A 25921-nucleotide genomic window follows, 5' to 3' on the forward strand; every position below is an offset into this window, starting at 1 on the left:
GAAAAGTAGCGACTTGCCGCTTACTTTTGCACCACGGCCATGATGTCTTCTTCGCGCATCACGAGCAGTTCGCTGCCGTCGACCTTAACGGTCTGGCCTGCGTACTTGCCGAACAGGACGCGGTCACCAACCTTCACGTCGAGCGCGATTTGGGCGCCCTTGTCGTCACGCTTGCCCGGACCGACTGCCAGAATTTCGCCTTGATCCGGCTTTTCTGCTGCGGCTTCGGGGATCACGATGCCCGACGCGGTCTTGGTTTCTTGATCCAGACGTTTGACGATCACGCGATCATGCAAAGGACGAAGGTTCATACATACTCCTCTCTTGATTGAGACTGAAGAACGCTGAGAAAACCCGGCTGGCTGAGCCAACCGGCGATGTTGTTAGCACTCTCGTGCAGCGAGTGCTAATTATATGGACGGGTGGTGACAAATTCAAGAAGGGATAGTGTTGTTGGGTCGAGATTCGTGTCGAGATTCACCTAACTTTGAACTTTGTTCGCTTAAGTCTGAACCCGCGACATGCGCCCAACACCGCCGCGAAAATTAATTTTCCATAAAAACAATGGCTTATAATTCGACCGTCGCGCTGCAGGCTTGCGCACGCCGCTAGACACCTAGTGGTTTTTTCCGACGTCGCGCCACAAAAACGCAGCGATTGACTTGCGGTCAGGGGTAAACCCCAACGATCAATTACATTTGTCATTCATTCTCGGGAAGTTCGAAAAACATGATGCGGCCTGAGGCCGCCACTCTGTCGCTTCCCTCGTAAATTCGCTCTGGATTCAGTTGCTCGATCAATTCATCACCGAGCAACGCGATAACGACGGCGTAAAGGTAGTCGCTGTACAAGCCCGCCACCTTCACGACCTCCTCCATAACGGTCTCGAACGATGCACTGGCATCACTCTTCCCCGCCAAGCCGTGCAAACTCGCTATTGCTGCAAGTTCAGACAGATGGAATAGGTTATGGCCGTGGCTTTCACTCATGTAGACCACCAGTTCGTCATCACTCAACGGCAAGATTTCAAGATCAGAAACTGAGAGTTCAGCTGAGTAGTGAAACGCGTGGCAGTTTCGGAGACCTTGAATGATCGAACCCTTGGCGAGGCGCGTCGCGAGTTGGCGCTGTATATCACGCCCCTCAGCAGACAGCGATGCATAAACAAGGTCGTTGATGCCATTGCGGAGTTTTCCCCAGCCTTCGTGCATTTTGCCCGCCAGCAATTTGATGATCAGCAATGCCAAGGAAATAGTGGCCCGATGCTCTGGCTCGCTCACGCCGTTAGGTATGCGCGCTATAAGCAGCAATCTCACTAGCCAGTTCAGTTCGTTCATGAACAAGCCGACGCGCAACAATGCAGAACTGCGTTGTTTGGGCATGCTCAGCAACGCGGCGCGAGGTAGCTTAACTTTGTACACAATCGGCAGGGGCATAGCGGTATCGATTAGTCGGCATGGCGTCATGCTACTGCGTCTTAGCGGACCATACGCTCGAGCGATCAGGACGGACGGAAAAACGAGTAACTGGCCGTGGAGTAGAAGGGCTGCCTACCGACCGCATTCCGAGGGCTTTCAAGGTCATACATCAGAAAGCTTGGCTGAGTGCCCCAGGGCGTGATGCAGCCGATCGACTCAGGGCGACGTATCGTGCCTTGTCAAGGTGGAGCGAACGTTCGTTTAGTCGCATGCTCAGCGGCAGCCGAGCCCAGAAACCGGTGGTAAATTGCTGAACAAAATTAACTACGATTGCACTTTGGACGGATTGAATGTCTTTCTCCAATATCGAGGACAAATTCAATGGAATTTGGCGACGCGCGCGGAATGGGTCGTCGCTGAACGCTTTGACGCCAAAACTCATTGAAAGATGGGCTAGCGACAAGAGGCTCATCAATCCGGTCGCGAAGCTTGCAGATGTCGGGGTCTTCCATCCGACGCCGTGCATTGTCCTGACCGTCGAAGGTGGCAAAGCATGCTTCCCCACCATTCCGGTTTCCGGCGACGAGAACTGGCTAAGAAACGGTTTCAAAAAGGCTTCGTAGGGGCTGTTAACCCGTAACGCAACCTGTTAACCTCGATCGTTGTGGTAACAGGATCGAGGAGATGGGCAAACCAATCATCGACGACGAACTGTGGACACTGATCGAGCCACTGCTACCACCAGCGAAGCCACGCCGCTTCAAGTATCCGGGCCGCAAGCCAGTTCCGGATCGGGCTGCGCTGACCGGTATCCTGTTCGTGCTAAAGACCGGTATCCGGTGGCGAGATTTGCCAGCAGAAATGGGATGCGGCTCCGGCGTCAGTTGCTGGCGAAGGCTACGCGATTGGCAACAAGCCGGCATATGGGATCGATTGCACGCAGTGCTTCTGGCGAGGTTGCGAGCGATGGACAAGATCGACTTCTCGCGCGTGGTCGTGGATTCGTCGTCGATTCGCGCGGTTGGGGCGGGCGAAAAACTGGTCCGAACCCCACCGATCGAGCGCGACCCGGATCCAGGCACCACCTCGCCACCGATGCCAACGGAACGCCCATCGCGGCAATCCTGACTGGCGCCAATCGTAACGATGTCACCCAACTCGTGCCGTTGATTGAGGCCATCGTACCGATCGCCGGCAGGCGCGGGCGGCCGCTGAGCCGTCCTGGCCGTGTCTACGCTGACCGAGGTTACGACCACGACAAATACCGACGCGCTCTCCATGAGCGCAGTATTCCCACTAGCATCGCGCGGCGTGGCCACCCGCACGGCAGTGGCCTTGGCAAAGTCCGTTGGGTTGTCGAGCGTACACATGCCTGGCTGCATCATTTCCGTCGTCTACGTATTCGCTTCGAACGTCGCGCTGACATCCATGAAGCGTTCCTCAAACTCGGCTGTTGCTTGATCTGTTGGAACACCCTTCAGCGAGCTCAACAGTCTTTATGAAACCGTCTCTAATAAGGCGAACACAACACGACGATCAAGCCGCTCTTTGGGACAAGGTCGAGTGGTTTATGCCGCTATGGCTACCAATGGGTGAAATATCTAAGCTGCTTGCCTCCGTCAGACATGTGACGAGAGAGCGGGCGCTCGATCTTTTCAAATACCACACGTCAACGCTTTATACATTGGCCTTCCAAGCGATTTGCATCGAACAGATCTTGCCTCTTGCTCGCAGCCTTAAAGAGATCGTGCCGTTGGCGCGGGAAGCTTATCTAGGCGCATATAGCGGCTATTGGGCTACCAGTGTCGGAGCGTTGATACCGGCGATCGAAGGCAGTCTGACAAGAATTGTCTCTGATCTCGAGACTAAAGCTACCGCCCCGGACAAGATTGATCATGCAGTGAACCGCGCGATCGAAACTGCTGCACAGCTCCATTTTGACCGCATGTGGGTGCCGCCAGAATATAAGACTTGTGACTATCTATTCGGGCAGGACGAGCGTGTTTTCGCCTTTGAGACATTTCGGAGGTGGCTCAAGAATCATTTTTTTTGCAATACCGACGAATACAGAGGGGTGACCTGGCTGAATCGGCACATGTTTGCGCACGGCACCGCGGCGTCATGGCAGCAACCGGCGAATTTCGCTCGGATGGTGGTCGCGCTTGCGACACTTGCAGCCATCGAATCTTGGTACGACGCCTCTCATAGCGTCTCGTTTTTTCTCCCGGACATGAATGACGACAGCACCTTGCTATGGCAACAGGCGCTGCTTCGGGGCGATGTTCAGATGAAGCTGAAGCTCGCCGAACAGGATCATTTTCGAAAATATGGGCGCCTAGTTCCACCATTGCCGGCAGACAATGGCGTCCTGCTCCGTCAGGGGCTCCTTTCCCGGCAATGTATGACTGATTTGGTTCGTCCTTTACGCGATGCTGGCTGGAATGTGAAAGTCAACGAGCCTGACGATGAGGCACTCTATATGACCGTCGATGCTTCCCACGGCGAGAAACTTTTCAGTGTGGCGTTGCTATACAGCTGCGGAACTGAAAATGGTATTTACAAAATGCTCGCTGAAGAATGCGTGGCCATCCTCTATTGTGGGGCTCCTTATAAGCAGGATTCATTTGCCTACGGCATTTCGGTGCATGTCGGACCTGTTTTGGGATGGCAGCCGCCCAAAGCGGGTTGAAGAAAGGGATAGTCACCGGACGGCCGGAACGCCGCGCTGCCCTGCAGGCGCAAGCGAATAGAGTCCGGTCCGCTGCGACGCGGATACGCTCAAATCCTCGAAAAGTTGAAAGTGGAACGGTTTCTCCATACGATCTCGATAGCTGCTTAAACATCGAGAGCAACCGGACCGAGCCTATGAGCATCGACGCAGACGCCTATCTAACGACTATCCTCAACCGGGAAGCCGTCGACAAGAGCATATTTTCGCCTCTGTGGAATGTCCAAGCGACGATCCAACCGCTCCTTAATGAGTGGGCAAACCGATATCTCCTCGACGTCCGGCCGAGCGGCTCGTTTTCCAAGGGCACGGCCAATGCATCGGGAACCGACATCGACCTTTTCATATCGTTGTCAGATCAGACACCTGAGACCCTGAAGGAGGTCTACGAAAAGCTTTTTGCGCGTCTCAAGGAACAGGGATACGCGCCGAAGCGGCAAAACGTGTCCATCAACATGAGGGTCAATGGCTTCGACGTTGATCTGGTGCCCGCGAAACGGCAAAACTACCTGACGAGCGATCATAGCCTCTATGTCCGGCGCAAAGACACATGGAAGAAGACTAACATCGACACGCACATTGCGCATGTCACTGCGGCGGGGAGGCAACAGGAAACCCGGATCATCAAACTGTGGCGCAATCAGAAAGGCCTGGACTTTCCCTCGTTTTATGTCGAACTCGCCGTCATCAAGGCGTTGCAGTTTGAATTCTTGGCGCCCCTCTCTCGCCGCGTTGCGAAGTGCTTGGAGCATTTTCGAGACTATCTGCCAACGGCGCAGATCGTCGATCCAGCCAACATGAACAACAGCATTTCAGATGATCTGACCGCAGCTGAAAAGCAGGTGATCAGCAAGGCAGCCGCGACGTCCCTGCAGGGATCTTGGGAGAACTTGGTTCGATGAGTGAATGGTCCCTTCAAACGCTGCTGTCAGGTCTGCACGATAAGGTGCAGCAAAGCCTTGCCGTGTCGCGGCAGTCTTTCGGTCATCCCGGAACGAAGGGTGACGCAAGCGAAAAAGCATGGCTGGATCTGCTCGAAACGTATCTGCCGCGTCGGTATCAGGCGGCAACGGCGCATGTCGTCGATAGCAAGGACGGGTTCAGCCAGCAAATGGACATTGTCATTTTTGACCGGCAGTACACGCCGTTGATCTTCGAACACAACGACCAACTGGTTATCCCGGCCGAAAGCGTATATGCCGTTTTCGAAGCAAAGCAATCGATCAACGCCGGGCAGGTGAAATACGCTCAGGAAAAGATAGAGAGCGTTCGGCGCCTGGAGCGCACGAGCATGCCCGTTCCCTGGCTCAAAGGCGTCGCGGCCGCCAAACCGCTCCACCATGTTATCGGCGGTCTACTGACGTTTGAAAGCGACTGGAAGCCGCCCTTGGGTCAACCACTGGTCGAGGCGCTTCAGGTTCAGCCGGCGAATGTGAACAATCGGTTGAATATCGGTTGTGTGGCGTCTCACGGCCTGTTCAGCTGTGACGATCAAGGAACAGTGACAATTTCACCGCAGAGCAAGCCTGCAACAGCCTTCCTGCTGGAGCTCATCGCGAAGTTGCAAGAGATCGGCACGGTGCCGATGATCGACATCCGGGCTTACGCCCATTGGCTTGCGGACTAGCATCAGGGCCCCGACTGCCGCGCCGACAATCGAACCGATGACGCAGAAATTGGCATGCCTACCGGCCACTGGGGTGAGCAACATGACCCGTCTGTACGATCGGATCTGTCGGCAACCGACTCTCCCATTCGTTGTCGTTGCAAATGCGCTGCGTCAACGCGCAGGCTTGCCGTTTTAAATAAAACGATTAGGCAGTCGTCGCGGAGCGCGTGGGCGTCCGCTTTTAGAGGCCGAGCGGCCTGTCGGATGTCAAAAGGTTGGTGCCAGCGAACGACAGCTCATAGCCGGCTAAGGAAGTAAAAGGTCTGCGCGAGGGCGAGCGCTTTGGGATGACAGCCGAACTTCCGTAGATCCTATGTAGCGTGAGAGTCGCCAAGGCCCGAGTCGTAAGATTGACGGGTCAAGGCTTGCTCAATGGAGGGCATTATGGACAAAAATCACGTTACTGGATCCGACGCTGGCGAAGCTATTCTCGCCGTGTCGCTCGAACTGTCCGCCGCCAAGTGGAAGGTCGCGCTTCACGACGGACTTAGAGAGCAGCCGGCGGTCCACACGGTCAGCGCACCGCAGCCAAACGTGCGACTCCAGGCCGTTCTCGATCTGATCGCGCAGCAAAAGCATAAGTGGTCGCTGCCCTCGCAGGTACGCGTAGTCGTCAGCTATGAAGCCGGGCAGGACGGATTCTGGATCCATCGCGCGCTGTGCTCTCGCGGCATCGATTGTTATATGGTCGATGCCGCGAGCATTCCTGTGGAGCGCCACAAACGGCGCGCAAAGACGGACCGGCTAGATGTCATTAGACTCGTCACCAACCTGCGGGCATGGCTTCATGGCGAGCGCGACCGCATGCGCGTGGTGCGTGTGCCCTCTGTCCAGGATGAAGCCTCGCGTCATCTGATTCGCGATCGCGGACAGTTGCAGAAAGAAGTGTTGCAACACCGCAACCGCATGCGCAAACTGCTCGTCACGCTCGGTTGCTGGGATAACGTCAACCACCGCTCGTTCGCCGGACTACTTAGACGCGGTGAGCTCGCCTGTTACGACGGCACACCACTGCCGGACGAGTTGCGCGAACGGCTAGTGCGCGAATGCGCGCGCCTCGAGCTCGCGGAACAGCAACTCGCTGCGATTGAGCGCACGCTCCAGGAACGTCTGCCTGCCCCCGTGCGTGAGCGGATCACTTACCTCAGTCGGCTCAAGGGTGTCGGCAACATTGGAGCAACACGCCTCGTGCTTGAACTGTTTTGGCGCCAGTTCAACAACCGTCGCCAGCTTGGTGCATGCGTGGGACTCGTGCCGCAGCCATACGACAGCGGTCAAAGCCGTGTCGATCAAGGCATCAGCAAACAGGGAAACCGACGCGTACGAAGCCAGCTTGTCGAGATGGCCTGGTGCTGGCTGCGATACCAGCCCGACAGTGCGCTGGCGCGGTGGTTCGACGAGCGCACGCGAGGCACCGGCCCGAATCGCCGCGCGCGTCGCATCGCGATCGTTGCGGTCGCCCGGCGCCTCGCGATTGCATTGTGGCGTTTCCTGAAAGACGGAATCATTCCCGACGGCGCCCAGTTCAAGCCGGCATGAAACCACGCCCAGATAGCTCGACGTTCTGAAGGTTAGAGTGTGATGTGCCCGTAGGGTCGGCGGGTTGCTCAACGCAACTGATCCTTAGATGGGGCGCATCTCCCGGATCGCACTGTCCGGCGCAACGCGCATAAGGGATGTGGCCGGTACAACACCGGCGGATAGAAGTTGGTGAGACGTTGGATCTCACGTGCGCAGGAGACGGCTCTAACCCGACATTACGAATATGGATCGTGCCAGCCCATACTCGAGGAGCCCCTTATGATCTGAACATCAACACAAAGCTGACCAGCACTTGACAACTCACTGCTCATAGAAGACGACCCTCAACCGCCGTTCAGGCCCGCACAAATCACCGACAGCTTCCGGATCGCAACGGCCGTTCGGCTTGACACTCAGTCCCACAATTCATTGGCCGCTGAAGTCTCTTATGCGGCGCGCCGCAAAAAATGGCGGCGACCGCAAAGTCAAAGTCTATGCTGGCGCTGGGCGGCGCAACGAGAGGGATGCCCTGCTCGAGGTCTTAGTCTGCGTGTGCGCGATCGAACGCCCACACTTCGGGGAAACCCATCAACTCGCACATCTCGGAGAACGGATACATCGCGTCGGCGGCGGCTTCCGTGCTCCTGTGCGCCAGAATCTGCCCGTACATCTCCTTGAGCGCCTTCGCGACGGCTAAAAAGCCTGAAGCCGGATAGATCGCGAGAGAGAAACCGAGCTTCTGCAACTCATGGGGCGCAAGCTGCGGCGTCCGTCCACCTTCGACGACGTTCACCAGCAACGGAACATTGAAGGTTCGCCCGATCGTTTCGAGTTCCTCGATACTTTCCGGCGATTCGATGAACAGCACATCCGCACCAGCCTTCGCATACGCCTCGCCACGACGCAGCGCTTCATCGAGGCCGAGGGATGTACGTGCATCGGTGCGTGCGACGACCTGGAAATCGCGATCGCTGCGGTTTTCCACGGCAACCTTGATTTTGCGCACCATATCCTCGACCGGGATCACCCGCCGCCCCGGTGTATGGCCACATTTCTTCGGGAATTCCTGATCCTCGAGTTGAATGCCTGCCGCTCCCGCTTGCTCATAACCTCGGACGGTATGCGCGACGTTCAGTAATCCGCCATAACCCGTGTCGCCGTCGCAGATCATCGGCGTGTTCGTGCCGCCGCAGAATGCCGCGACGCGATTGACCATGTCGGTGTAGGTCGCGAGACCCGCATCCGGCAGACCGAGGTACGACGCTACGGTGCCGAAGCCCGTCATATAGAGGCACTCGAAGCCCATTGAGTCGGCCATCTTCGCGGAGATCATGTCGAAGATTCCGGGCGCAGTGACAATCTCCCTGCGCGCGAACCGCGCTTTCAACGCTTGACGCTTGCTTTGCTGTGTGACGCTCATACGTGTCCTGTTTAACGAGTGAAGTGAAGTTTCAACGTTGCGATTCATGTGAAAGCGATGACGCCGGCAGTGCATCGTTCGTGTCGATCGAAGGCGCAATGTCCTCGAGCGAGCGTCGATTCGTCTCGATACCGAACACTGCAAGGACGACCGCCAACACGACCAGCGCGCCGATGATCATCGTCAGCACGTCCTTCACACCACCCGTCGCGTACATCATGACGACGAGTTGCGGCGCGAAGATGCCTGTAATGCGCCCGGCGCAACCCGCGATGCCACTTGCCCGCATGCGGTTCTCCGTGGCGAAGAGCTCGGGGATGTAGGTCGCAATGCCCAGCGCCACCATCAGATACGTGAGCGTGAACAGCAGGAAGCCGAGCAGCGTCGCCATTTCGATGCCGGTGGAATGCCCGTATAGCCAGCCAATCACCGCCGCGAGCGCCGACACCGCGATGAGCCCCTTCTTGCGCCCGACCTTGTCGGCGAGAAGTACGCCTAGCAGCGCGCCTGCCGGTCCGCCGAGCGACATTAGCGCCGTATAGCCCAGCGACGATGCCATGCCGATGCCCTGTTTCATCAGGAACGTTGGCACCCAGACGATGAAGCCGTAAATCACCATGTTGATCGCAACCTGCACGATGATAGACACGAACGTGCGGCGGATCTGCGAGGGCCCGAAGAGCTCCAGCAACGTAGTTTTCTTGGTGACGGTGTACGGCGCATTGACGACGGGCGGCAACGTTGAATTGTGCGCCGACTCCTCCTCCGCTGCGCGCAGGATCGCTTCGGCTTCGTCGTAGCGGCCTTTCGATTCGAGCCAACGCGGTGACTCGGGCATCTTTTTGCGAAGGACCCACACGATCATCGCGCCGATGCCAACGATTGCGAACATAGCGCGCCAGCCGATCGACGGGATGATCAGATAGCCGAGAAACGTCGAAAAGAACAGCGCCGAGTTGGTGATGAGCGACAGATACGCTGACCATTTTCCGCGCACGGTGGGCGGCATGAATTCGCCGACCGATCCGTAACCGACGACGATCTCCGCGCCCAGGCCGAGGCCCATGAAAAAGCGGCACACAATCAGCCACGTCATGTTCGGCGCAAACGCGCCCGCGATCGACGCGAGACCGAGCACTGCGAGATTGAATTGATACGTGAATTTGCGGCCTTTCGCGTCACCCAGCACGCCGGCGGCAAACGCGCCAATCAACATGCCGATGAACGTCGACGAGAGGAACGCCGCGTTCAGGTGCATCGTTGACCAGCCGGTCTTTGCGAGCGCGCCGAGCACGCCGCCGGCAAGGTAAATGTCGAACGAATCCAGGAACATGCCCCCGCCAATCAGCCACAGCACGCGCCTGTGAAAGCGTGAGATCGGCAATCGGTCGAGACGTGCACCGGCGCTTACGGTGCGTACGGTTGTGCTATCTGTGCTCAGCATGTGTCGTCTCCAGTGTTGTCGTCGTCGCGACGATCGAATGACTGCTCGTGATGCTGTTGCTGCCCAAACCATGCTGAATCAGGAGGCGGGATGCTCCCGGTCGCGGCGGTCGAGCACTGCGTTTTCAGCGGCAAGAATGTGGCAACGCATGGCTGCTTCCGTCCACGCGGCGTTGCGCTGCTCGAGCGCGCGAACGATTTCGAAATGCTGGCGTGCGCTGCGCACGCGGTCGTCGTCGCTATACGTGCCGAAGGTCCACTTGATGAGCGGCGTTTCCTTCATCGATTTGAGCGAGCGGTCGAGGCGCGCGTTGTTCCCGGCGGCCGTGATAATTGCGTGGAACTCTCCGTTCGCGCTGAACCACGCTTCGCTGGATTGAGGCGTGGATGGGCGTTGTGTGATCGCGAACATCGCATCAGCCAGCGTCTGGAGACGCCCGATGTCGGAAACACCGATGGACAAGGCCGCGCGTCCCGCGAGATAGGGCTCGACCAGAAGACGCGCCTCGAAGATCTCGCGTGCATCCTGCAAGGTCCACGCTTTCACGCGCACGCCGTAGTTCGGGCGCGTTTCAACCCACCCGTCGGCATCGAGACGCCGCAAGGCTTCGCGTACCGGCGTGCGACTCACCCCCAGACTCTTGGCAAGCTGTTCCTCGCGCAGATATTCACCTGCGCCATATTGGCCGCTGGTGACAGCGTCCTTGATCGCGGTGTAGACGTCATCCGCTGAACGCACTGGTTCATTCTGCATTGTATGCAAAGTCTGAGTATCAAGCGCCATTTTGGCCTCTTCATGGCTGTCTAGGCTGACATTGTATGCAATTCACGACGCGATGAGATGTAGAGGATTTCCCGCAGTGCGGGGTTCTTTATCGGGTTTTGCAATGCAACCTGTAGCGTGCCTTGCGCGGCGGGACTCTAATACGAGCAGTGCGGATCGTCAGGAAGCCCCTTCCGGATGGTCGACGGCCTGCTGGCTTGGTGAAGGGCAAATGCGGCTGTTTTCGGTGGCGCCGACCCGGGGCAGCATTGCGCGCGACATCTCTGGTTCTACGAGAGGAGATGCTGCGGCTGTCGAACGTCTCAACGGCCGCCAGCAGGTAGGCGAGGAGGCAGACAGGCAGCCGGTGCCCGCAACGCGGCGCTGTTCTCGCGCGCCGCGTTCCCGCCATTGTTTGCGCTGTGCGCGACGGCGGCTGACCGGCCGACTTGCTCACAACTTGGAACGATAACGATTGCGTCACGCCGTGAGCGCAGCGCCGCCGTCAAGCGCGGTTCGTTCACCCTCCTAAGACGTCGGTTGTCAAGGTGGAGCAGCCGTTTGACTGGCCACGTGCGTACGCCAACGAGGGTCGGCAACTGGCCGGTCGCTGCCTTACGCAATCACCGCCTAGGGCATAGATTATCGGAGGTATGCCCTCGACAGCGAGCAACGCGAATCGTCGTTCGCCCAGCACGGCTCCGACGTCGGCTTCCAGAAGCACAGTAGTAATTCAGCACCTCCCTAGCAACAGGAGATATTATGGAACACCACCCACTCTCCATCGAGAAGCCGTCAATTGGGATTTCTTAGCTTCAGTCTTGGAGCAGGAGCATCTTCGAACAGACCGTCGGCACTCTCCCGCGTAAGAATCCGAATATTCCCCGCGCCAAATGTCCCGCCGGTGGCCCAGGCGTACTCAAAAATCAGAACGTCCTCGATGCCATCGCCGTTGAAATCTGCTCGCGCCACTTCAATCAGTTGCTGCCCCATTCCTTCATCCTCCACTACGAGCAAGTTCTGGCGCACAGTCTTGATGACGAGTTCACCCTCAGCATTCCTGAACCGTTCGGGATGACGCTTCTCGGTGCAGCCGGCGCTGGAAAATCGTTCTTGATCGAATGCCTTGAACAGAATCTCATGGGTTGGTCATTTCTGCGCCCCAACGCCGTACTCTGCGCCTCGCTGAAAGAAGAACCTACGGTCGCACAGATACAGGCAGATCTGCTCGCACGGTTCAACTACGTGATACCGCCTCGCATCACCAATCGAACGAATAAGAAGGTGTTCGATCTTCTGAAGGCAGCTGTCAAGGAGCGCGGTATCAAGCTGATTGCTCTCGACGAGTATCAACATGTGTTTCTTTCGTCAAAAAAAGACGTCCGCCCAGCGATCATCGACTGGACAAAGCAGTTGATGACTGCTACGCAGCTACCGTTTCTATTGTCTGGAACGGAAATGCTGCGAGGCATTGAGACGGGTGATCCGCAGCTGTCGACACGAGTGTCCTCTCTTTATCATTTGCCAGAATTTCAGAATGACGCAGACTGGGTCGGCGTTCTGGATGCCATAGTCTCCCGCTCGGCAGAGATCGATCTATCACTGGTTTCCAGAAAACATACGGCAGTCTTCCGCGCCACTAAAGGAGTTTTCAGATCGCTAAAGGGTCTTCTGATCGAGGCGGCAATGGTCGCTGTGGACGCTGGTGAAAAGTCGCTGAAAATCGAGCATCTCGCTCTAGCTTACCAACGATACGTTGGAAACGCGTCGAGCAAAGGCAGCCCGTTCGTATGACCCAACTGCTAGATGCAAACTCATACCCCAACCAGGACGAAATCGAGTTGTACGAAGATGGCATGGGGTACGCACTTCGCATGGCGACCGCAAATGGGCTCACGTTTAGCGAACTGGCGCGCACATTCGCTTCTCCCGGCCATTGCTACATCCCGGCACGGGCTTCGGGAGCCTTGGCTCTGATGTTTGGTTGCACGCCGGCGCGATTGCAACGTGCCTTTGTCGCGCGATATTTTAGAGAAGGTCACCATACCGCACGATTCCTCACGCTCGAGTTCCTTCGTCCATACCATCTACGACAGAACGTTCCGCAAATCTGCCCTCTGTGCATTGAGATCTACAAGAAGGCTAAAGCATCGTGGTCAATCAGTATCATCACCTGCTGCACCGAACATAAAACCCAACTTCTTGATCGATGCGGGTGCGGCCGCAAGCTGTCTTGGCGCAGACCATCGATAGATTTCTGCGAATGCGGAAGCCGATTGGCGTCAACCGATCAGAAATGTCAACCTGCATCGTGGCAGGAGTTGGAAGCGAGCAATCAAATGGAGTTCCTTCTCGGTCAAGTTCGTTTTCGACTGGCTGGTTCGGAGCGGACGCTAGCATGTTTTGACGGCGTGACAGCAGACACGTTTGCGCGTCTTGTATGGGCGTTCGGTGTCGTCGAAGATGATCAGAAAAGGGATTTCCCAACAAGCAGTAATCCTATCTCCTTAGCGCAGGCTCGCAATAACCTGCTCAACTGGCTTGCTGCCTCTCCGCGGGCGGTACGAGCCGCTTGCGACTCATCGACAGACTTCCGTTTTTTACTGGAAGTCGCTGGCGACGCAAGGCCACGCAATTTAGCGTCGACGCCACTCGATCTTCGTCCGTTGATCGACACGGCGACTTATCATCAGGCCGTGATGAGGCACTATCGGACGGACAACCGGGAGCATCATGCATTAGTGGATGCTCGCGCTTATCGCAAGGGCTGGCTCGCGTGGATGGCTGCCAAGAATATGCGTTCAAGTCGATAGCCGAGCTTTGAGACAGTAGATGAGACTGCTAGGTTTTCCACTGTTATAACGTTATATCAGCTGCACGCACGCTAGATATGAGAACGCGGTCTCGGATGGGCGCCACAGTTCCGACGACCGATCGATATTCATTATCGGTGGCGCTTCGCGCGTCAGGTAAGTCAGAGCAATTGCAAGAGGTCAGCTCAAAAATACAACCGCATCAATCACCTTTCGATTCGCTGCGACGGGATTGCGTTGAGAATCCAACACTCTTGATGGACATACATAAGCTCTAGGTGTTTCTTGTAAAGAGTGAACGCAGCGTCCAAGTTAGCGTGTGTTGTTGGCGAGGCGTTATGGTCATATGCTTCTTTCGCGGTTTCCCACTTCGTTTGTAGATCATGCGTCTGTGGAAAAGCCTGCGCCTTTATCTGTTTGTTCGCCATGTTCGAGATAGCGCCCGCGAACTTATATCCTTGCGGCACCATCAAGCACTAACCGCGTTCTACGTCATTACGTTTCTGTCGCTTCCTTTTGCTTGCCAGCGATGCGTGAAGACGTACTCGTTCCGTGTCGGGAATGTGCGCGCAGGGAATACGCGTTCGCACGCCTACGTGTCGCAATGGCCCGTCTTATGCGCGCGGATTCGGCTGTTGAAGAGGCGCTCGCAACCTGCTGGGTCAATGCCTGGGCGAGTGCAATTGGTAATCTTCACTTTCATGGATTCGTCGAAGGGCGGGTCGGACGCAAGCCGAGGCGGTAATCGTTCGGCTCGCCCCTACGCGCTGCATGGGTGCCAATGCCGTCGCTTAGGCCAGACGCCGTGGCACTGCATGCCGACTTGACCTGCGTTGCTCCTTGCTCGTTGAAGTGAAATCGGTCGCCTGAAGTGGAACCATGTCTGAACTGGGGACTGAACGCTTCGTACTGGCTTGAGTCAGAATGCGATTCAGATACAAATAGAAATGTTCGAGTTGTCTCGCGTCCGAAACGGGGGGCTCGAGATCAAACACGTTTTCGAGCACGCGGCGCGATACATGAAAACGTTGAGGTCCGTGGACAATGCGAACTTCGAAGACGACGCCGTCACTGTTGTGTGGCACCGCTGCCCAGATGAGCGAATGGCTAACCATGGAGCCCCCTGAATCATGTCAGATCAAAAGATCGTCAAATCATGTTCGCACATGTCCGCGGGAGGGTGAATCATTTCGAAATTGTGACGCCTCATGATTTGACATCTTTACCACAGTCGACATGCTGCAGAGCAGCAAAAGCTGTAGAGTGAAAATATAGCGTCGGCAATCATGCGTCCGCGGTCGCAATATGACGGGAGAATGCGCCATGACGACCTCTCATGCTTCCATGCCAACTGCCCCTGAATTGCATGTCTTCGAGCAAGCGGGAAGCTGGCATTGGGGCATTACCATTCCGCGTGCCAGGGGGAGCGGATTCAAACTCATCGCTTTCAGCGAGAGAACCTTCCCGGTTGAGGACGACGCCCGCAGGGACGGGCGTCAAGCGCTGGCCAACGTGGCGGATAATGACACACGGCCCCCTCGCCACCGGCGCCCCGGAAGAGAACTTTTGTAAGTTCGCTGTGCAAAAATCGGAATCCCCTTAGGTCAGGAAGTCACAGCCATGGACCAGTTCATCATGCACCTGACGGCCCCCCTCCTTTCCGCAGACTCGACCCTACTGTTTTCGGCCTACGGCTTCGGTTGGCCGCAAGCGCCAGTTCGGCGAACGCTCTCCCGAGCGGACGCTGGAGTCATCAATGGCAGCTTTCCGGCAGGTTGGGTGAATGTGTACTGCCGGCCAAACACAGTCATTCGTGGAGGACTCGCTGGTGTCCTATGTCGAAGCTGAAACGGTCGTTCGACCTCCGGAGGCGCAGTTGGAGCACATGGCGCTTCTCGCGGGCAGGTCCGACCTCCCGGATTCGTGGAGGCCTTGGTGTCGGATCCGTCGCGCCGACCTGCGAGCGGGTTGCGCAAATTGCTTGCGCAATTCAGGTGCACGGACTTACCGTGCGAGCGCGTTCGGCGCTCCGAGCGCCGTTGAGAACGTCCGGCCGTCGACGTCGGTCAACATCAGCGTTGCGCCGCGTACGGTATCCGCGGCCTGTGCGGCGGGCACAGTCAGCGTGATGTACGCGGCCGCTCCCATCGCCGCGCGGAGTCCGAACGGGCCGGTGCCGAACTTGTTGTATGCGTAGTCGTTCGCGAAAGCCGTTTTTGGCAGCTTCGAGAGCGCCTCAGCGTCCCACTGCACGATCGACGACTTGTTCGCGTCGAGCAGCGCGGCGCGCACGATATGAAGCGGCGCTTCCGGCGTGCCGGCATCGAGCGTCGCATGGAAGCGTACCGTGCCGTCGGCACCGAGGGTCGCGTCGGCGAGCGTGACGTGATGAGCGGTCGGACTCACCGGACCGCTGTGGAACGGGGTGAGCACCGAGCCGCGATAGTAGCTGTACGTGCTGACATCGAACACGACGACGAACGCGAGCACTAGCAGCGCTAGCGTGCGCCACTGGCCGTCCGCAACCGGCAGTGGCAGGCATCCCGAGACCCAGCGGAACAGCCGGTTGTCCGCGAGTTTCGGGTTCCGACGCAGCAGCACGTTGTCGAGTGCATATGCGCCGCCGCCACCGAGCAGCAGGGTTGCGCCCATCGCGAGATTGCACGAGGCCATTGTCCATTCGTCGATACAGGTCGCGCCCTGCCAGCCGAACATCAGCATCAGCACAACGGAGAAGCCCATCGACGCAAGCGCCGCGACGCGCGTGTACAGACCCATCATCAGCATCAGGCCCACCACCAGCTCAGCGGCACTGAACAGGATGACGCCGGCGTACAGCAGAACGAAGTGATGCAGCATGTAGCTGATCACATGGCTCATGCCAAGCAGCGCGCCCGGCATGGCCGTCTGGAACTTGTTGGCCATCCAGTGTGTGGCATTGGGATCGAGCTTGCTCGGCGCGTAAATAAAGCGCCGCGAGCCGCCGCCCCAATAGATGAAACCCTGGATGGCGCGGACCGAGATCATCGACAGTCCGGCAATGCGCCCGGCAGTCTCCACCGTCCCCGACACAGTGCGGCTTGCCGGAGGAGACATGTGATCGATTGTTCGAAAGCTTGAAGAGGTCATGACGATATCCTGAAATCAAAACGTAAATTGAACCACATGAGTGATGCGGCGTCGTCAGGTCACGCTGCCGGCGAGGAATTCGTCACTCGCAAAAGTTGATGGAGCAGCGTGCAGATGAGCCGCTCGGCGGGGGGGCCGGGGATTGCCGGTCATACGGCGGCCAATCCTTGGCTGACGCTGGCAGCGCTCAGGAACCGCTGGCGTGGTAAGGCTTGAATCCGTACCGCTCGAAGATCGCGAGCCCTTCGGGCGAGCGGATGAAATCCAACCAGAGCTGTGCCGCTGCGGAGTGAGGCGCATGCTTTGCAACCGCCCCGGCATAGATCGCTGTGGCGTTGTCGGATGCCGGAATGTCGACATGGCTGATGGGGTGGCCAGCCTGTTCCTGGAACATGGCTTCCGATTGCCATGTGACGCCCGCCTCTGCCTTGCCCTGCATGATCCACAGCGGCGTCTGCCGGTGATGGATGTGCGTAAGCATGGTCGAACCGCCGGCGACCTTCGTGCCATAGACTTCGTTCAATAGCGCGTTGCCGCCTGCGTGGCTGAGTGAGGCCTTGATCTGCCGCGCGATGCCCTCGAATTCGGGGTTCGGCATGGCGAGCCGGATCCCGGGCTTGCCGAGATCGGCGAGCCCCGTGATGTGCGCGGGATTGCCCTTCGGCACCATGATCGTCAACGTGTTGGTCACATAGGGCGCTGCGGGTGCCTGCAGAAGTCCTGCCGCGATTTGCTTCTTCACCGCGCCTAGCCCGGCGAGATAGACATCAGGCGCAACCGTCCAGGTCATGTTGCCGACCGTAACGGTCCCACCATTCTCCATTTGCTTCACAAGCAGGCCGGGCGGGATGGTCTCCCAGTAAACGTGGCCTTTGTATTGCGGATATCGTGCCTCGAATGCGTGCACGAGCGGCGCCATCGCAAAGAAGTAGTTGCCGCCGACATACAGCGTAAGCGCCGGGTCAATGGGGTTGCCGTGGAAATCGGCAAGGTTGTCGGCATCGGGCTCGGTAAATTGCAAGCCGCGCTCGGTGCGATCGTCGTTTGCGCCGTGTTGCCAAGGCGGATAGACGGACTGGTTCGGGGACGACGGCGCCGCATCTGCGGAGTGAGCAAGCGAAACAGTGAGTGCGCTCACTGCACACATGAGACACGTGAGCGCCGCTTTCGTGGTTTGACGAATCATGTTCTGGCCTCTCTAGAGGAATCACACCAGGGTATTGCCGCATGCAGCCGTTTTCGGGACAGCGCATGCAGGTTCGAGATGAAACGAAAGCTGAAGATGTGGTTACAGCGGCATCAGAACATAGCCTTGCTGCTCGAGGGTCGTGACGGTGGTCAGACCCGAGAGGGCGAGCGTCACGTTCGTATCGATCCAGTCATATTCGAAATGATGTTCGGCTGCCGCCTGTCCGCAAACGGATACCGTCACGCCGGCCTTCTTCAGTTCGGCGATCAACGGCAAATTGGGGTTGGGCACGCCGTACGCGGCCCGGTACTGCGGATCGCTGAGCGCGAGCGGCGTTGCGGCGCCATAGGCAACCGCGACGAATTTCAGTTTTGCCACTGGCACACCTGCGGCGACATACAGGTTGACTGTGCGGGCCACGTGATCGAGCGCAGGATTGACTTTGGAGGGCTCTTTGACGCCTTGCGTCAGAGCAAACACTACCTTGTAGGTGTGACCCGGTTGAGGCTTGAACGTGCTGTTGGGCAGATAGTGGATTTTGCCGTAGCCTTGGATCGTAGGCGTGGTCCAGAATCCAGGCGCATCAGCGCTCGCCGCATGGGCTGACATTGATGCAGCCGCGACCAACGCAGCTGCCATGAAAGTTTTGACTTTGTTCATGATGAGGGCTTTTATCGATTATTGCGCTGAGGCGAATAAATAATGCAATATAGATTATGAAAGAATGCTCATCTAGTCGTGATGGGGGTTAGATCCACATTGCACGCTTGATGGATAATTGTCGTGCCAATAAGCAGCAAATTCCAACGCATTTAAGAGAATGGTTTAATCGGGAAAACCGAACGATGGCAAAGAGCGCGCGTCGCGCGAGGCTTGCTCCTAACCACTTCATGAATGCCGGCCTTCCTTGTTTGAGCATCAGCGATGTCAGAATCGATGCCGCAAGCCAATGGCGAGCAACAACTGTCGATTGTTTGCGGATGGCGGAAGATTGAACATCGATGCGTTAAACGCTGCAACGCCGCCGCCGCCAGTGACGACTTGATAGAGTCCTTCGAGATAGACGTCGGTACGCCTGCTGAATGAGTAGTCCGCCTGTGCGACGGCCTCGTGCCATGTCGGATAGAGATTCTTGCTCGCCGAATCGAAATGCCCATCGGTCAGCGTGTACGCCGCTGCAAGGCTCAAGGCGTGGGTCACAAAGTACCGGCCATTGATTTCAAAGTTGTCGAACCAGAGATCGTTGCCGACCAGAGGGGCGAGACCGGCGCCCTGGAACACGCTGGTGACATTGTTCGTGGCTGAATGCGTCCATACAAAGCCAATGGATGACGCTCCGAAACTGTATTTTCCGCCGATGCCCCAAATTTGCTCGCGCCCGCCGGTCATGACCGCATCGTTGTCGCTGTTGGTCACCGCCCCGGTCGTGTTCAGCTCGGCAGGGTTGGCGGACCGGTCGGTCTGTTCGAAGGCAGCCGCCAAGGAGACGGGCCCATTCGCGTACTTGACGCCAAAGCTATAGAATCGATCGTTGGAAAATTGACCAGCTTCGTTCGAGAACCCGTACATCCCGCCGAACGCCAGGCCATGGTAGTTAAGGCTGTCGAATCTTACGGAGTTTTGGATACTCTGATGCCGAATCATGTCGTCGTTATCGAACGGGTGATCGGCAGAATTGCCTCCCCATCCCAATCCTTCGGCGCTAAGCGGCGAGACGTAGTCAGACATGAAAGCGTAGCGCCGCCCCAGTGTGACGGTACCGTATCGTGTCGAAGTCAAGCCGACGAAAGCCTGCCGCCCAAACAAGTCGCCAGGATTATTCGGTTTGCCGTTGACACTGTTAAACCCGTCCTCAAGATCAAAAATGGCGTTCAGTCCGCCGCCGAGATCCTCCTTTCCGCGGAAGCCAAATTGCGTCGCGTTGACGCTGCTGCTGTTCATCTCGACACCGCTGTGGCCCACGCCTGCTCGCCCCGTAGCCTCGTTGCTCGCATAAACCACCGACGTATCGATGATTCCGTAAAGCGTCACGCTGCTTTGTGCATAACTAGTCGCTGCAAATAGGGATAGAAGAGCTACTGAAAATACATGTTTAAGCATTTTTGCAAATTTATGAAGCATTCCTTCTTCGGCTCTGCAAAATTTATCCTGCGAGCTGAAGTAAATTTGGCGGGCAATGTGAAAATTAATCAGCTTGGTCGAGCGACGTCAGCGAGTATTCGAAGCACCACAAGAATAAAAATGACGGGCCTGATGCGGCGCAGCAGCCAACGCAGGGATCAACGATCGCCTTCTCGAATGACCCGAGGCTGAAAAGAACCTTCGCGGCAGAAAAACTGGAGGGCCGCGGTCGGGCCGCTCCCGCGAGCACGGGCGTCACACCGAACCGATCGATGCCTTCCCTGACCCGGCCTTCACGAGCTCGCCGCACGAACACCGGTGCCGGCGTCCCTTCAGCCGAGACGAAAGATCTACGGCGAACCGATTGACTGCTCGCCGTATGTGGACGCCAACGTGCAAAAGGCCCGTATCGCCTCGCTCGCGTAACGTTGCTCGTTGCGCAACATCAGAAAACCGCGCTCCGGCAAAGGCCAGCGTAGCGCCGTCAGGGTACCGACCCTGATCGAAGACTTGACGACCAGTCGCGATAGTACCGTTGCACCTGCACCTGCCTCGACCGCGGAACGTACCGCTTCGTTAGATGACAGCTGCAGCGCAATATTGAGCGTGGCCGGGTCGATGCCGAGGTTTCGTACAGACTTCTCGAATATGCCGCGCGTCCCCGACCCCGGTTCCCGCAGCACCCAGGCGCTCTCGCGCAGGTCAGCATTGACAGGTATCGCTTCGTATGGGGCCCACGGGTGGTCCGGGGCGACCACCAGTGCGAGTTGATCTTTGGCAACTGGGCAAACGGCCAGCCCGCTCACTTCGACCTGGTCTTCGACGAAGCCGAGATCGACGGTGCCTTCATCGACCTTCCGGACGACCTGCTCGGTATTGGCAATCGAGAGCGTGAGCACGACGCCAGGATGATTCTTGTGAAAGCGATGCATCACCGCCGGCAACCAGTAATTGGCCACCGTCTGGCTGGCCGCCACCGACAGTTCGCCGCATCGCAAGCCGGCGAGATCCGCCAGTACGCCCTGCGCTGACGCAGCGCGCGCAAGGACCGCCTGGGCTTCGACGAGAAACACCCGTCCGGCTGCCGTAAGCGCGATGTTGCGGCCGATCCGGTCGAACAGCTTTGTCTCATATCGATCCTCGAACGCTGCAATTGAACTGCTTACAGCCGACTGGGAAAGCGCAAGGGCATTAGCCGCGCGAGTCAGGTGTTCCTGCTCGGCGACTGCGACAAAGATGCGAAGCTGATCGAGGGTCATGGGCATAACTCGCATATCACGCGATCCGCAGCATCCGGATCAGCGCAATGCTGATGAGCGTGAGCGCAGTGAGTGAGAGGACAACGGCAAGTGTGACGCGCTTGGCCGGGCGCCGCGGCGCTGCCTGCGTCGCCCCGCGGACGCGAACCGCCGGAGAGCGCCAGGATGACCGGGCCAAGCATGAGTACGCGCGTCAGCTTGACCAGCATGCCAATGTGCGCGCTCGTTGCGGACACGGGAACCGTTGCCGCCAGCACCTGGGGTACCGCATAGACGGTGAGCCCCGCCAACGTGCCATATTGTAATGCGCTCAGATGCAGCAGTGGCACAAGTAGCGGCAGCCCAAGCACGACAAGGACGCCAAGCTCAGCGGTAAAAGCGATCGATGCGACGACGTCGTCGCTATGCGCGTCGATCACAGGCGCTACGGCGGCAATTGCGGAGTTACCGCAGATCGCGTTGCCGCACGCGACGAGCAGGGCGAGCCGGTGATGCAAACCGAGCACGCGCGCGGCAACATAGCTCACCACAATGGCTACGATCACGACTGCAGCAATTCCCACAAAGAGCCCCAGCCCTGCTGCCCTTAGGGTCTGCAAGCTAAGGGAAGCGCCGAGCAAGACGATCGCGATTTCGAGCAACGTCTTCGCACACAGGTTGATGCCCGGCAACCATCGCGCGGACGGCGTCCAAACGCTTCGTACCGCGGTGCCCACAAGAATCGCGAGCACGAGCGGTTCGAGCCATGCACGCCCGAAGAGGTGCTGTTCGACCATCTGAAGCGCGTAGGCTGCCGGTGTGATGGAGATACAAAGGATGGTGCCGGGCGCATAGCGCCGCAAGCAGGCTGTAAGGCCGGTCCCTGAGGGAGCCTTCTGCTCGACGCGGATGGTGATTTGTTGAAGCGACATCGCAAATACCCTGCACGCTGATGACAGGCATGAGTATTGCCGGATTGGCCGTTATATTCCAACGCGAAATATCGATCAGAACGTTCGGTTATAAGAACGATCGAGCGCCTCCCGACGGCGATCCTGATGGACCGTCCGGGCCGGTCCGAGGAGGCGGCCGTGGTGGGCCAGATCAAGGACCAGGCTCGTCTTCGCCCCCGCCCGCCTCGCGGTGCTGAAGCTGCTGGCGTCTCAGGCCGCCATCGCGCTGGAAAATGCCCGTTTGTACCGCGATCTGGCGAACGCGAGGCGAAGATTCGGCGCCTCGTCGACGCGAACATCGTCGGGGGTCTTCACTTGGGATCTCGAAGGTCGGATTCTCGAGGCCAATGACGCGTTTCTGCGTATCGTCGGCTATGACCGTCCTGCGGCCGCCTTACGCTGGCTTGGCGCCTGGCCGCCGAATGTCGATGAGGCGACGCAGGCGCTCGAGCGTATCGTCAATGACGCGATGCGAGCCGGCGAGATCATTGGGCGGATTCGTGATCTCATCAAGAAGACGCCCCCACGCAAGGATAGCGTCGACATCAACGAGGCAGTTTGTGAAGTGATTGCGCTCACGCGTGGTGAAGCCACGAAGTACGGCATCTCTGTGCAGACAGTACTCGATGAGCGCTTACCGCCTGTTCCAGGAGACCGCGTCCAGTTGCAACAGGTGATGCTCAACTTGATCGTGAGCGCCATCGAGGCGATGAGCGCAATGAGCAAGGGGCCACGCGACTTGCTGATCAGCACGGCCGCAGATTCATCGCAGAGGATTCCTATTGCCGTCTCAGACTCGGGCCCGGGATTGCCCCAGGAGGGGAGCGAGCGTGTCTTCGATCCGTTCTATACGACCAAGGCAAGTGGCTTGGGCATGGGCTTGTCAATCTGCCGTTCGATCGCGTACGGGGGACGACTTTCGGCGAAGCCGAACGTGCCTCGCGGTGCCGTGTTTCAGGTTTCCCTGCCTGCTCACGCGGACAACCCATTGGGAGGAGCCGGTGCTGATCCGGAAGCTCCCCCGACGCGTTGAAACTGGGACCGCTTATGGTAACGAGCGTCCGGTGTCGAAACGAATGCTGACGTCCCTGAATATTCATCGAATGGCTGCATCGGGTCGTCCTGAGCCGGATGCCGTCGGGCTCAGTGAGGCCACAAGCAGTCCTTTGCGGTCGCATGACGAACGTCTCTTGATGCATGACGACCTGCCATTTGGTGAAGTGACGTCGATCGGCGATTCGTAGGTTGAGCCAGTTAATGTTCAGGCGCAGTGTGAGGCGGCGCAGACTTCGATTGCCATCCGGTCCATTACGCCTCCGAGCAATTTGTCCCTATGCTTCTCGCCATGCAATTACTTCTTCAACAGAGAATCGCGCTCGACACCTGGACAGCCATCTCGTTCGGACAATCTATGTTCGATAAAGGGCAGTATCAGATTAACAGGATCGTTCTGGCCTGCGAACCGGAGGCCGGTCTTCGATACGATCAAGCTTTTTTACGTACGCTGGCCTGAGCGCCCGAAAGCACGATGGGAAGGCGGCACTCGCCGGGTGTCTTTGGACATAAAGCGGATCGCGCCGTCCTCTGTTTGTTGAGACTGCCTGCTGCCATGCTTTTTTCGCATGAATCGCATATAAACCATATATTTTTCAACTGGGGTGGAATTCGATACTGTGTCTACATGGAGGCGTTGAACAGGTTTCTTGCAGGTCCGGCCGGCGCGATATGGGCAAGGGCGGAATAGAGACTGGTTTTCGGTGTTCGCCTCGATGTAACAGTTCCTTTTTACCTCCCCATTGCATTAGGAGTACGGAATGAATAAGCGCCTTGTACTGAGCCTTTCCATCATCGTCCTTGCCTCGGCCGGCATTGTCACCAACGCGTCCGCCGCGGAAAAGACCCGGGCGGAGGTCCGCCAGGAGCTGATCCAGGCAGAGAACAGCGGCCTGCGTTTCGTGACAGACACGTCGTATCCCGACGTCAATCCGATCTTTGCGCAACAGGTTGCCCATCTCAAGCAGCAGCAAAGCGGTACGGGTGCCGACACGTCAGGTTCGAGCGCCGCCGGCCACCGGGAAGCAGCCGATAGCACCAGCGTCGCCCAGGGCCGGACGGCCACGCCGGCCTGCGTCGGTCCGGTGAGCTTCTGCACGCCGTACTTCGGCAGCTAACGCACCAGACCATCACGGATGCCCGGCTCTCGGGAACCCACAGCACGTATTGAAGGAGATTGATCATGAAGACGCTCGTTTGCCTCACCCTCGCCATTAGTGCCCTCGCCAGCCCCGCCCTGAGTTTCGCGCAGAGCTCCCCGGGCCAGCTAACGCGTGCCGAGGTACGCGCTGATCTCGTCCGCGTCGAACAGGCTGGCTACAACCCGTCCGATAGCGCCGATGCAGAGTACCCCGCCAATATTCAGGCCGCTGAAGCGAAGATTGCCGCACAGGACGGCAGTCACCTTGCAAACGAAGCGGTGGGCGGCGTAGCCCAGAACGGCGCATCCGGGGCTGGTGCCCCAGCACATGCGCAGGCGCCGACTTCCACCTGCGTCGGTCCGGTTAGCTTCTGCGACGTTTTCTCCGGTGGCTAATGCCGCCACGCGGCCACCGAAACGACATTCACCACGCGTCACTGCAAAACATGGACAGAACGCTCATCGCATCGTTACTGGTGGCGGCCCCTGTTTGGGCAGGCAAACATCGCGACGTGTGACAAGGCAGGGCTAGCGAGCAATTGTTTGTCGAAGGGCAGCAAACTGAACCTTGATCGACCCGCAGGTCAGGCTTTTTTCACATACGCGCTGCACCATCCCTTGGCACTGACCTGTTTACCGCCAAAGATCGGACACGGCCCGGCAGCATCACCTGGCTTGCCCTGATAGAGCTGGCAATTCGCACACGTCTGTCCAGTCTGGTATTTTGAATATTTGGCTTTGTCGATCTGGGTTGCATCCGGTTTATACCCTAGCGACTGGGCCGTAGGATCGCTGTCGGAGAGCATGGGCGCGTCAGCTCGCGCCTCACTGGTGAGTACCGCGGTCGACGCCAGCGACGCGGCAAATATCATGAAGTGGCGACGTGAGACTTGCACGGTGCATTCCTCCTCAACTTGAACGGGTGAACGTATCGATGAGCGAAGACGGGCTGGACATTGTCACTTCCCCTGCGGCTTTCCGGCAATCTCCGTCAGGTATTTTGCCAGGCTGTCGACCTGGTTCTCGGGAAGCGGCGCGCCGTAAGCGGAACGCATCTTGTTGATTTCCAACTTCCATTCGTCATACGACAACGGGGGCTGCCGCGTCACCATCCCCGCCGAGTGGCAGATCATGCATTGCGAGTTGGCAATGTCCGCACCTTCGCCCGGCGGAAACACGTTATGGCTATCGGGTAGCGTCACGCTGACAGTGCGGTTGAGCGCCGTCGCCAACGGCGCTCCCGCCGGGGAACCGGCGTAACCGTCCAACACGCCCGCAGCCGTGACGACGGTCAGTAACGCGAGTGTCGAATGTCTCATATC

25 protein-coding genes are annotated in these 25921 nt (G+C 58.0%); 11 read left to right on the forward strand and 14 right to left on the reverse strand.

Going from position 1 to position 25921, the window contains the following annotated elements; genetic code table 11:
* Positions 1-20: 20 nt before the first annotated feature.
* Together groES and RI103_RS15665 are read right to left on the reverse strand one after the other, a co-directional pair.
* Positions 21-311, reverse strand: coding sequence for a co-chaperone GroES (gene groES, locus RI103_RS15660; protein ID WP_025496518.1), 291 nt, complete (start codon positions 309-311; stop codon positions 21-23).
* A 390-nt stretch (positions 312-701) separates the two neighbouring features.
* The gene (locus tag RI103_RS15665) at positions 702-1436 is read right to left on the reverse strand and encodes a hypothetical protein (RefSeq protein WP_310812844.1); all 735 of its coding nucleotides are present in this window, start codon (positions 1434-1436) and stop codon (positions 702-704) included.
* A 332-nt stretch (positions 1437-1768) separates the two neighbouring features.
* Here RI103_RS15665 and RI103_RS15670 point away from each other — a divergent pair, with 332 nt between their 5' ends.
* The 6 genes from RI103_RS15670 (at position 1769) to RI103_RS15695 (ending at position 7354) form a co-directional block, all read left to right on the forward strand.
* Complete coding sequence (locus tag RI103_RS15670) at positions 1769-2041, forward strand: hypothetical protein (RefSeq protein WP_310812845.1); 273 nt, start codon at positions 1769-1771, stop codon at positions 2039-2041.
* Between the two features lie 61 nt (positions 2042-2102).
* Positions 2103-2920, forward strand: a protein-coding gene (locus RI103_RS15675; RefSeq protein WP_310812183.1) for an IS5 family transposase whose coding sequence is annotated in 2 segments (ribosomal slippage) — positions 2103-2451 and positions 2451-2920 — 819 coding nt in all. Because the reading frame shifts where the segments join, the coding sequence is not laid out codon by codon here.
* Positions 2917-4107, forward strand: a complete 1191-nt coding sequence (locus tag RI103_RS15680) for a hypothetical protein (RefSeq protein WP_310812846.1) — start codon at positions 2917-2919, stop codon at positions 4105-4107. Before RI103_RS15675 ends, RI103_RS15680 begins: the two co-directional genes overlap by 4 nt.
* A 176-nt stretch (positions 4108-4283) precedes the next feature.
* Positions 4284-5048 carry a nucleotidyltransferase gene (locus tag RI103_RS15685; protein WP_310812847.1) on the forward strand — a complete coding sequence of 255 codons (765 nt, stop codon included), beginning with the start codon at positions 4284-4286 and terminating at the stop codon, positions 5046-5048.
* Positions 5045-5773, forward strand: a complete 729-nt coding sequence (locus tag RI103_RS15690) for a DUF6602 domain-containing protein (protein WP_310812848.1) — start codon at positions 5045-5047, stop codon at positions 5771-5773. Before RI103_RS15685 ends, RI103_RS15690 begins: the two co-directional genes overlap by 4 nt.
* Before the next feature lie 426 nt (positions 5774-6199).
* The gene (locus RI103_RS15695; protein WP_310812849.1) at positions 6200-7354 is read left to right on the forward strand and encodes an IS110 family transposase; all 1155 of its coding nucleotides are present in this window, start codon (positions 6200-6202) and stop codon (positions 7352-7354) included.
* A gap of 523 nt (positions 7355-7877) precedes the next feature.
* Here the strand turns inward: RI103_RS15695 and RI103_RS15700 are convergent.
* The 4 genes from RI103_RS15700 to RI103_RS15715 all read right to left on the reverse strand — a co-directional run bounded on the left by RI103_RS15700 (position 7878) and on the right by RI103_RS15715 (position 11955).
* Positions 7878-8756, reverse strand: coding sequence for an isocitrate lyase/PEP mutase family protein (locus tag RI103_RS15700; protein WP_310812850.1), 879 nt, complete (start codon positions 8754-8756; stop codon positions 7878-7880).
* Positions 8757-8787: 31 nt separating this feature from the next.
* Positions 8788-10200 carry an MFS transporter gene (locus tag RI103_RS15705; protein ID WP_310812851.1) on the reverse strand — a complete coding sequence of 471 codons (1413 nt, stop codon included), beginning with the start codon at positions 10198-10200 and terminating at the stop codon, positions 8788-8790.
* A gap of 78 nt (positions 10201-10278) precedes the next feature.
* Complete coding sequence (locus tag RI103_RS15710) at positions 10279-10983, reverse strand: GntR family transcriptional regulator (protein ID WP_409076948.1); 705 nt, start codon at positions 10981-10983, stop codon at positions 10279-10281.
* Positions 10984-11757: 774 nt separating this feature from the next.
* Positions 11758-11955 (reverse strand): hypothetical protein, encoded by a 198-nt coding sequence (locus tag RI103_RS15715; RefSeq protein WP_310812853.1) that lies wholly within the window; start codon positions 11953-11955, stop codon positions 11758-11760.
* Here RI103_RS15715 and RI103_RS15720 point away from each other — a divergent pair.
* The gene (locus tag RI103_RS15720; protein ID WP_310812854.1) at positions 11944-12756 is read left to right on the forward strand and encodes an AAA family ATPase; all 813 of its coding nucleotides are present in this window, start codon (positions 11944-11946) and stop codon (positions 12754-12756) included. The genes RI103_RS15715 and RI103_RS15720 overlap by 12 nt on opposite strands.
* A complete protein-coding gene (locus RI103_RS15725) occupies positions 12753-13775 on the forward strand; it encodes a TniQ family protein (RefSeq protein ID WP_310812855.1) in 1023 nt (340 codons plus the stop codon). Before RI103_RS15720 ends, RI103_RS15725 begins: the two co-directional genes overlap by 4 nt.
* Positions 13776-15779: 2004 nt before the next feature.
* Here the strand turns inward: RI103_RS15725 and RI103_RS15730 are convergent.
* The 6 genes from RI103_RS15730 to RI103_RS15755 all read right to left on the reverse strand — a co-directional run bounded on the left by RI103_RS15730 (position 15780) and on the right by RI103_RS15755 (position 22384).
* Positions 15780-16904 (reverse strand): TQO small subunit DoxD, encoded by a 1125-nt coding sequence (locus RI103_RS15730; protein WP_310812856.1) that lies wholly within the window; start codon positions 16902-16904, stop codon positions 15780-15782.
* 187 nt (positions 16905-17091) lie between these two features.
* Positions 17092-18090, reverse strand: coding sequence for a substrate-binding domain-containing protein (locus tag RI103_RS15735; RefSeq protein ID WP_310812857.1), 999 nt, complete (start codon positions 18088-18090; stop codon positions 17092-17094).
* A 102-nt stretch (positions 18091-18192) separates the two neighbouring features.
* Positions 18193-18753 carry a DsrE family protein gene (locus RI103_RS15740; RefSeq protein WP_310812858.1) on the reverse strand — a complete coding sequence of 187 codons (561 nt, stop codon included), beginning with the start codon at positions 18751-18753 and terminating at the stop codon, positions 18193-18195.
* Positions 18754-19020: 267 nt separating this feature from the next.
* Positions 19021-20214 (reverse strand): porin, encoded by a 1194-nt coding sequence (locus RI103_RS15745; RefSeq protein ID WP_310812859.1) that lies wholly within the window; start codon positions 20212-20214, stop codon positions 19021-19023.
* 350 nt (positions 20215-20564) lie between these two features.
* Entirely contained in the window at positions 20565-21473 is a 909-nt protein-coding gene (locus RI103_RS15750) for a LysR family transcriptional regulator (RefSeq protein ID WP_310812860.1), read from the reverse strand.
* Complete coding sequence (locus RI103_RS15755) at positions 21470-22384, reverse strand: putative sulfate exporter family transporter (RefSeq protein WP_310812861.1); 915 nt, start codon at positions 22382-22384, stop codon at positions 21470-21472. Before RI103_RS15755 ends, RI103_RS15750 begins: the two co-directional genes overlap by 4 nt.
* Positions 22385-22595: 211 nt before the next feature.
* Between RI103_RS15755 and RI103_RS15760 the strand changes: the two genes are divergently transcribed.
* The 3 genes from RI103_RS15760 (at position 22596) to RI103_RS15770 (ending at position 24995) form a co-directional block, all read left to right on the forward strand.
* Positions 22596-23438, forward strand: coding sequence for an ATP-binding protein (locus RI103_RS15760; RefSeq protein ID WP_310812862.1), 843 nt, complete (start codon positions 22596-22598; stop codon positions 23436-23438).
* Between the two features lie 781 nt (positions 23439-24219).
* The gene (locus tag RI103_RS15765) at positions 24220-24576 is read left to right on the forward strand and encodes a DUF4148 domain-containing protein (RefSeq protein WP_310812863.1); all 357 of its coding nucleotides are present in this window, start codon (positions 24220-24222) and stop codon (positions 24574-24576) included.
* Between the two features lie 62 nt (positions 24577-24638).
* Positions 24639-24995: a DUF4148 domain-containing protein gene (locus tag RI103_RS15770; protein WP_310815254.1), complete on the forward strand. Its 357-nt coding sequence runs from the start codon at positions 24639-24641 to the stop codon at positions 24993-24995.
* Positions 24996-25183: 188 nt separating this feature from the next.
* Here RI103_RS15770 and RI103_RS15775 read toward each other — a convergent pair whose 3' ends face one another.
* Entirely contained in the window at positions 25184-25495 is a 312-nt protein-coding gene (locus tag RI103_RS15775; RefSeq protein WP_310812864.1) for a high-potential iron-sulfur protein, read from the reverse strand.
* Positions 25496-25558: 63 nt separating this feature from the next.
* A complete protein-coding gene (locus RI103_RS15780; RefSeq protein WP_310812866.1) occupies positions 25559-25918 on the reverse strand; it encodes a cytochrome c in 360 nt (119 codons plus the stop codon).
* Between the last annotated feature and the right edge of the window lie 3 nt (positions 25919-25921).

The organism is Paraburkholderia sp. FT54, from assembly GCF_031585635.1.
GTDB lineage: Bacteria > Pseudomonadota > Gammaproteobacteria > Burkholderiales > Burkholderiaceae > Paraburkholderia.

Bases quoted from the DNA above. Each gene is read 5' to 3' on its own strand.
- groES (WP_025496518.1), bottom strand. From the start codon at position 311: ATGAACCTTCGTCCTTTGCATGATCGCGTGATCGTCAAACGTCTGGAT.
- RI103_RS15665 (WP_310812844.1), bottom strand. From the start codon at position 1,436: ATGCCCCTGCCGATTGTGTACAAAGTTAAGCTACCTCGCGCCGCGTTG.
- RI103_RS15670 (WP_310812845.1), top strand. From the start codon at position 1,769: ATGTCTTTCTCCAATATCGAGGACAAATTCAATGGAATTTGGCGACGC.
- RI103_RS15680 (WP_310812846.1), top strand. From the start codon at position 2,917: ATGAAACCGTCTCTAATAAGGCGAACACAACACGACGATCAAGCCGCT.
- RI103_RS15685 (WP_310812847.1), top strand. From the start codon at position 4,284: ATGAGCATCGACGCAGACGCCTATCTAACGACTATCCTCAACCGGGAA.
- RI103_RS15690 (WP_310812848.1), top strand. From the start codon at position 5,045: ATGAGTGAATGGTCCCTTCAAACGCTGCTGTCAGGTCTGCACGATAAG.
- RI103_RS15695 (WP_310812849.1), top strand. From the start codon at position 6,200: ATGGACAAAAATCACGTTACTGGATCCGACGCTGGCGAAGCTATTCTC.
- RI103_RS15700 (WP_310812850.1), bottom strand. From the start codon at position 8,756: ATGAGCGTCACACAGCAAAGCAAGCGTCAAGCGTTGAAAGCGCGGTTC.
- RI103_RS15705 (WP_310812851.1), bottom strand. From the start codon at position 10,200: ATGCTGAGCACAGATAGCACAACCGTACGCACCGTAAGCGCCGGTGCA.
- RI103_RS15710 (WP_409076948.1), bottom strand. From the start codon at position 10,983: ATGGCGCTTGATACTCAGACTTTGCATACAATGCAGAATGAACCAGTG.
- RI103_RS15715 (WP_310812853.1), bottom strand. From the start codon at position 11,955: ATGGGGCAGCAACTGATTGAAGTGGCGCGAGCAGATTTCAACGGCGAT.
- RI103_RS15725 (WP_310812855.1), top strand. From the start codon at position 12,753: ATGACCCAACTGCTAGATGCAAACTCATACCCCAACCAGGACGAAATC.
- RI103_RS15730 (WP_310812856.1), bottom strand. From the start codon at position 16,904: ATGACCTCTTCAAGCTTTCGAACAATCGATCACATGTCTCCTCCGGCA.
- RI103_RS15735 (WP_310812857.1), bottom strand. From the start codon at position 18,090: ATGATTCGTCAAACCACGAAAGCGGCGCTCACGTGTCTCATGTGTGCA.
- RI103_RS15740 (WP_310812858.1), bottom strand. From the start codon at position 18,753: ATGAACAAAGTCAAAACTTTCATGGCAGCTGCGTTGGTCGCGGCTGCA.
- RI103_RS15745 (WP_310812859.1), bottom strand. From the start codon at position 20,214: ATGCTTCATAAATTTGCAAAAATGCTTAAACATGTATTTTCAGTAGCT.
- RI103_RS15750 (WP_310812860.1), bottom strand. From the start codon at position 21,473: ATGACCCTCGATCAGCTTCGCATCTTTGTCGCAGTCGCCGAGCAGGAA.
- RI103_RS15755 (WP_310812861.1), bottom strand. From the start codon at position 22,384: ATGTCGCTTCAACAAATCACCATCCGCGTCGAGCAGAAGGCTCCCTCA.
- RI103_RS15765 (WP_310812863.1), top strand. From the start codon at position 24,220: ATGAATAAGCGCCTTGTACTGAGCCTTTCCATCATCGTCCTTGCCTCG.
- RI103_RS15780 (WP_310812866.1), bottom strand. From the start codon at position 25,918: ATGAGACATTCGACACTCGCGTTACTGACCGTCGTCACGGCTGCGGGC.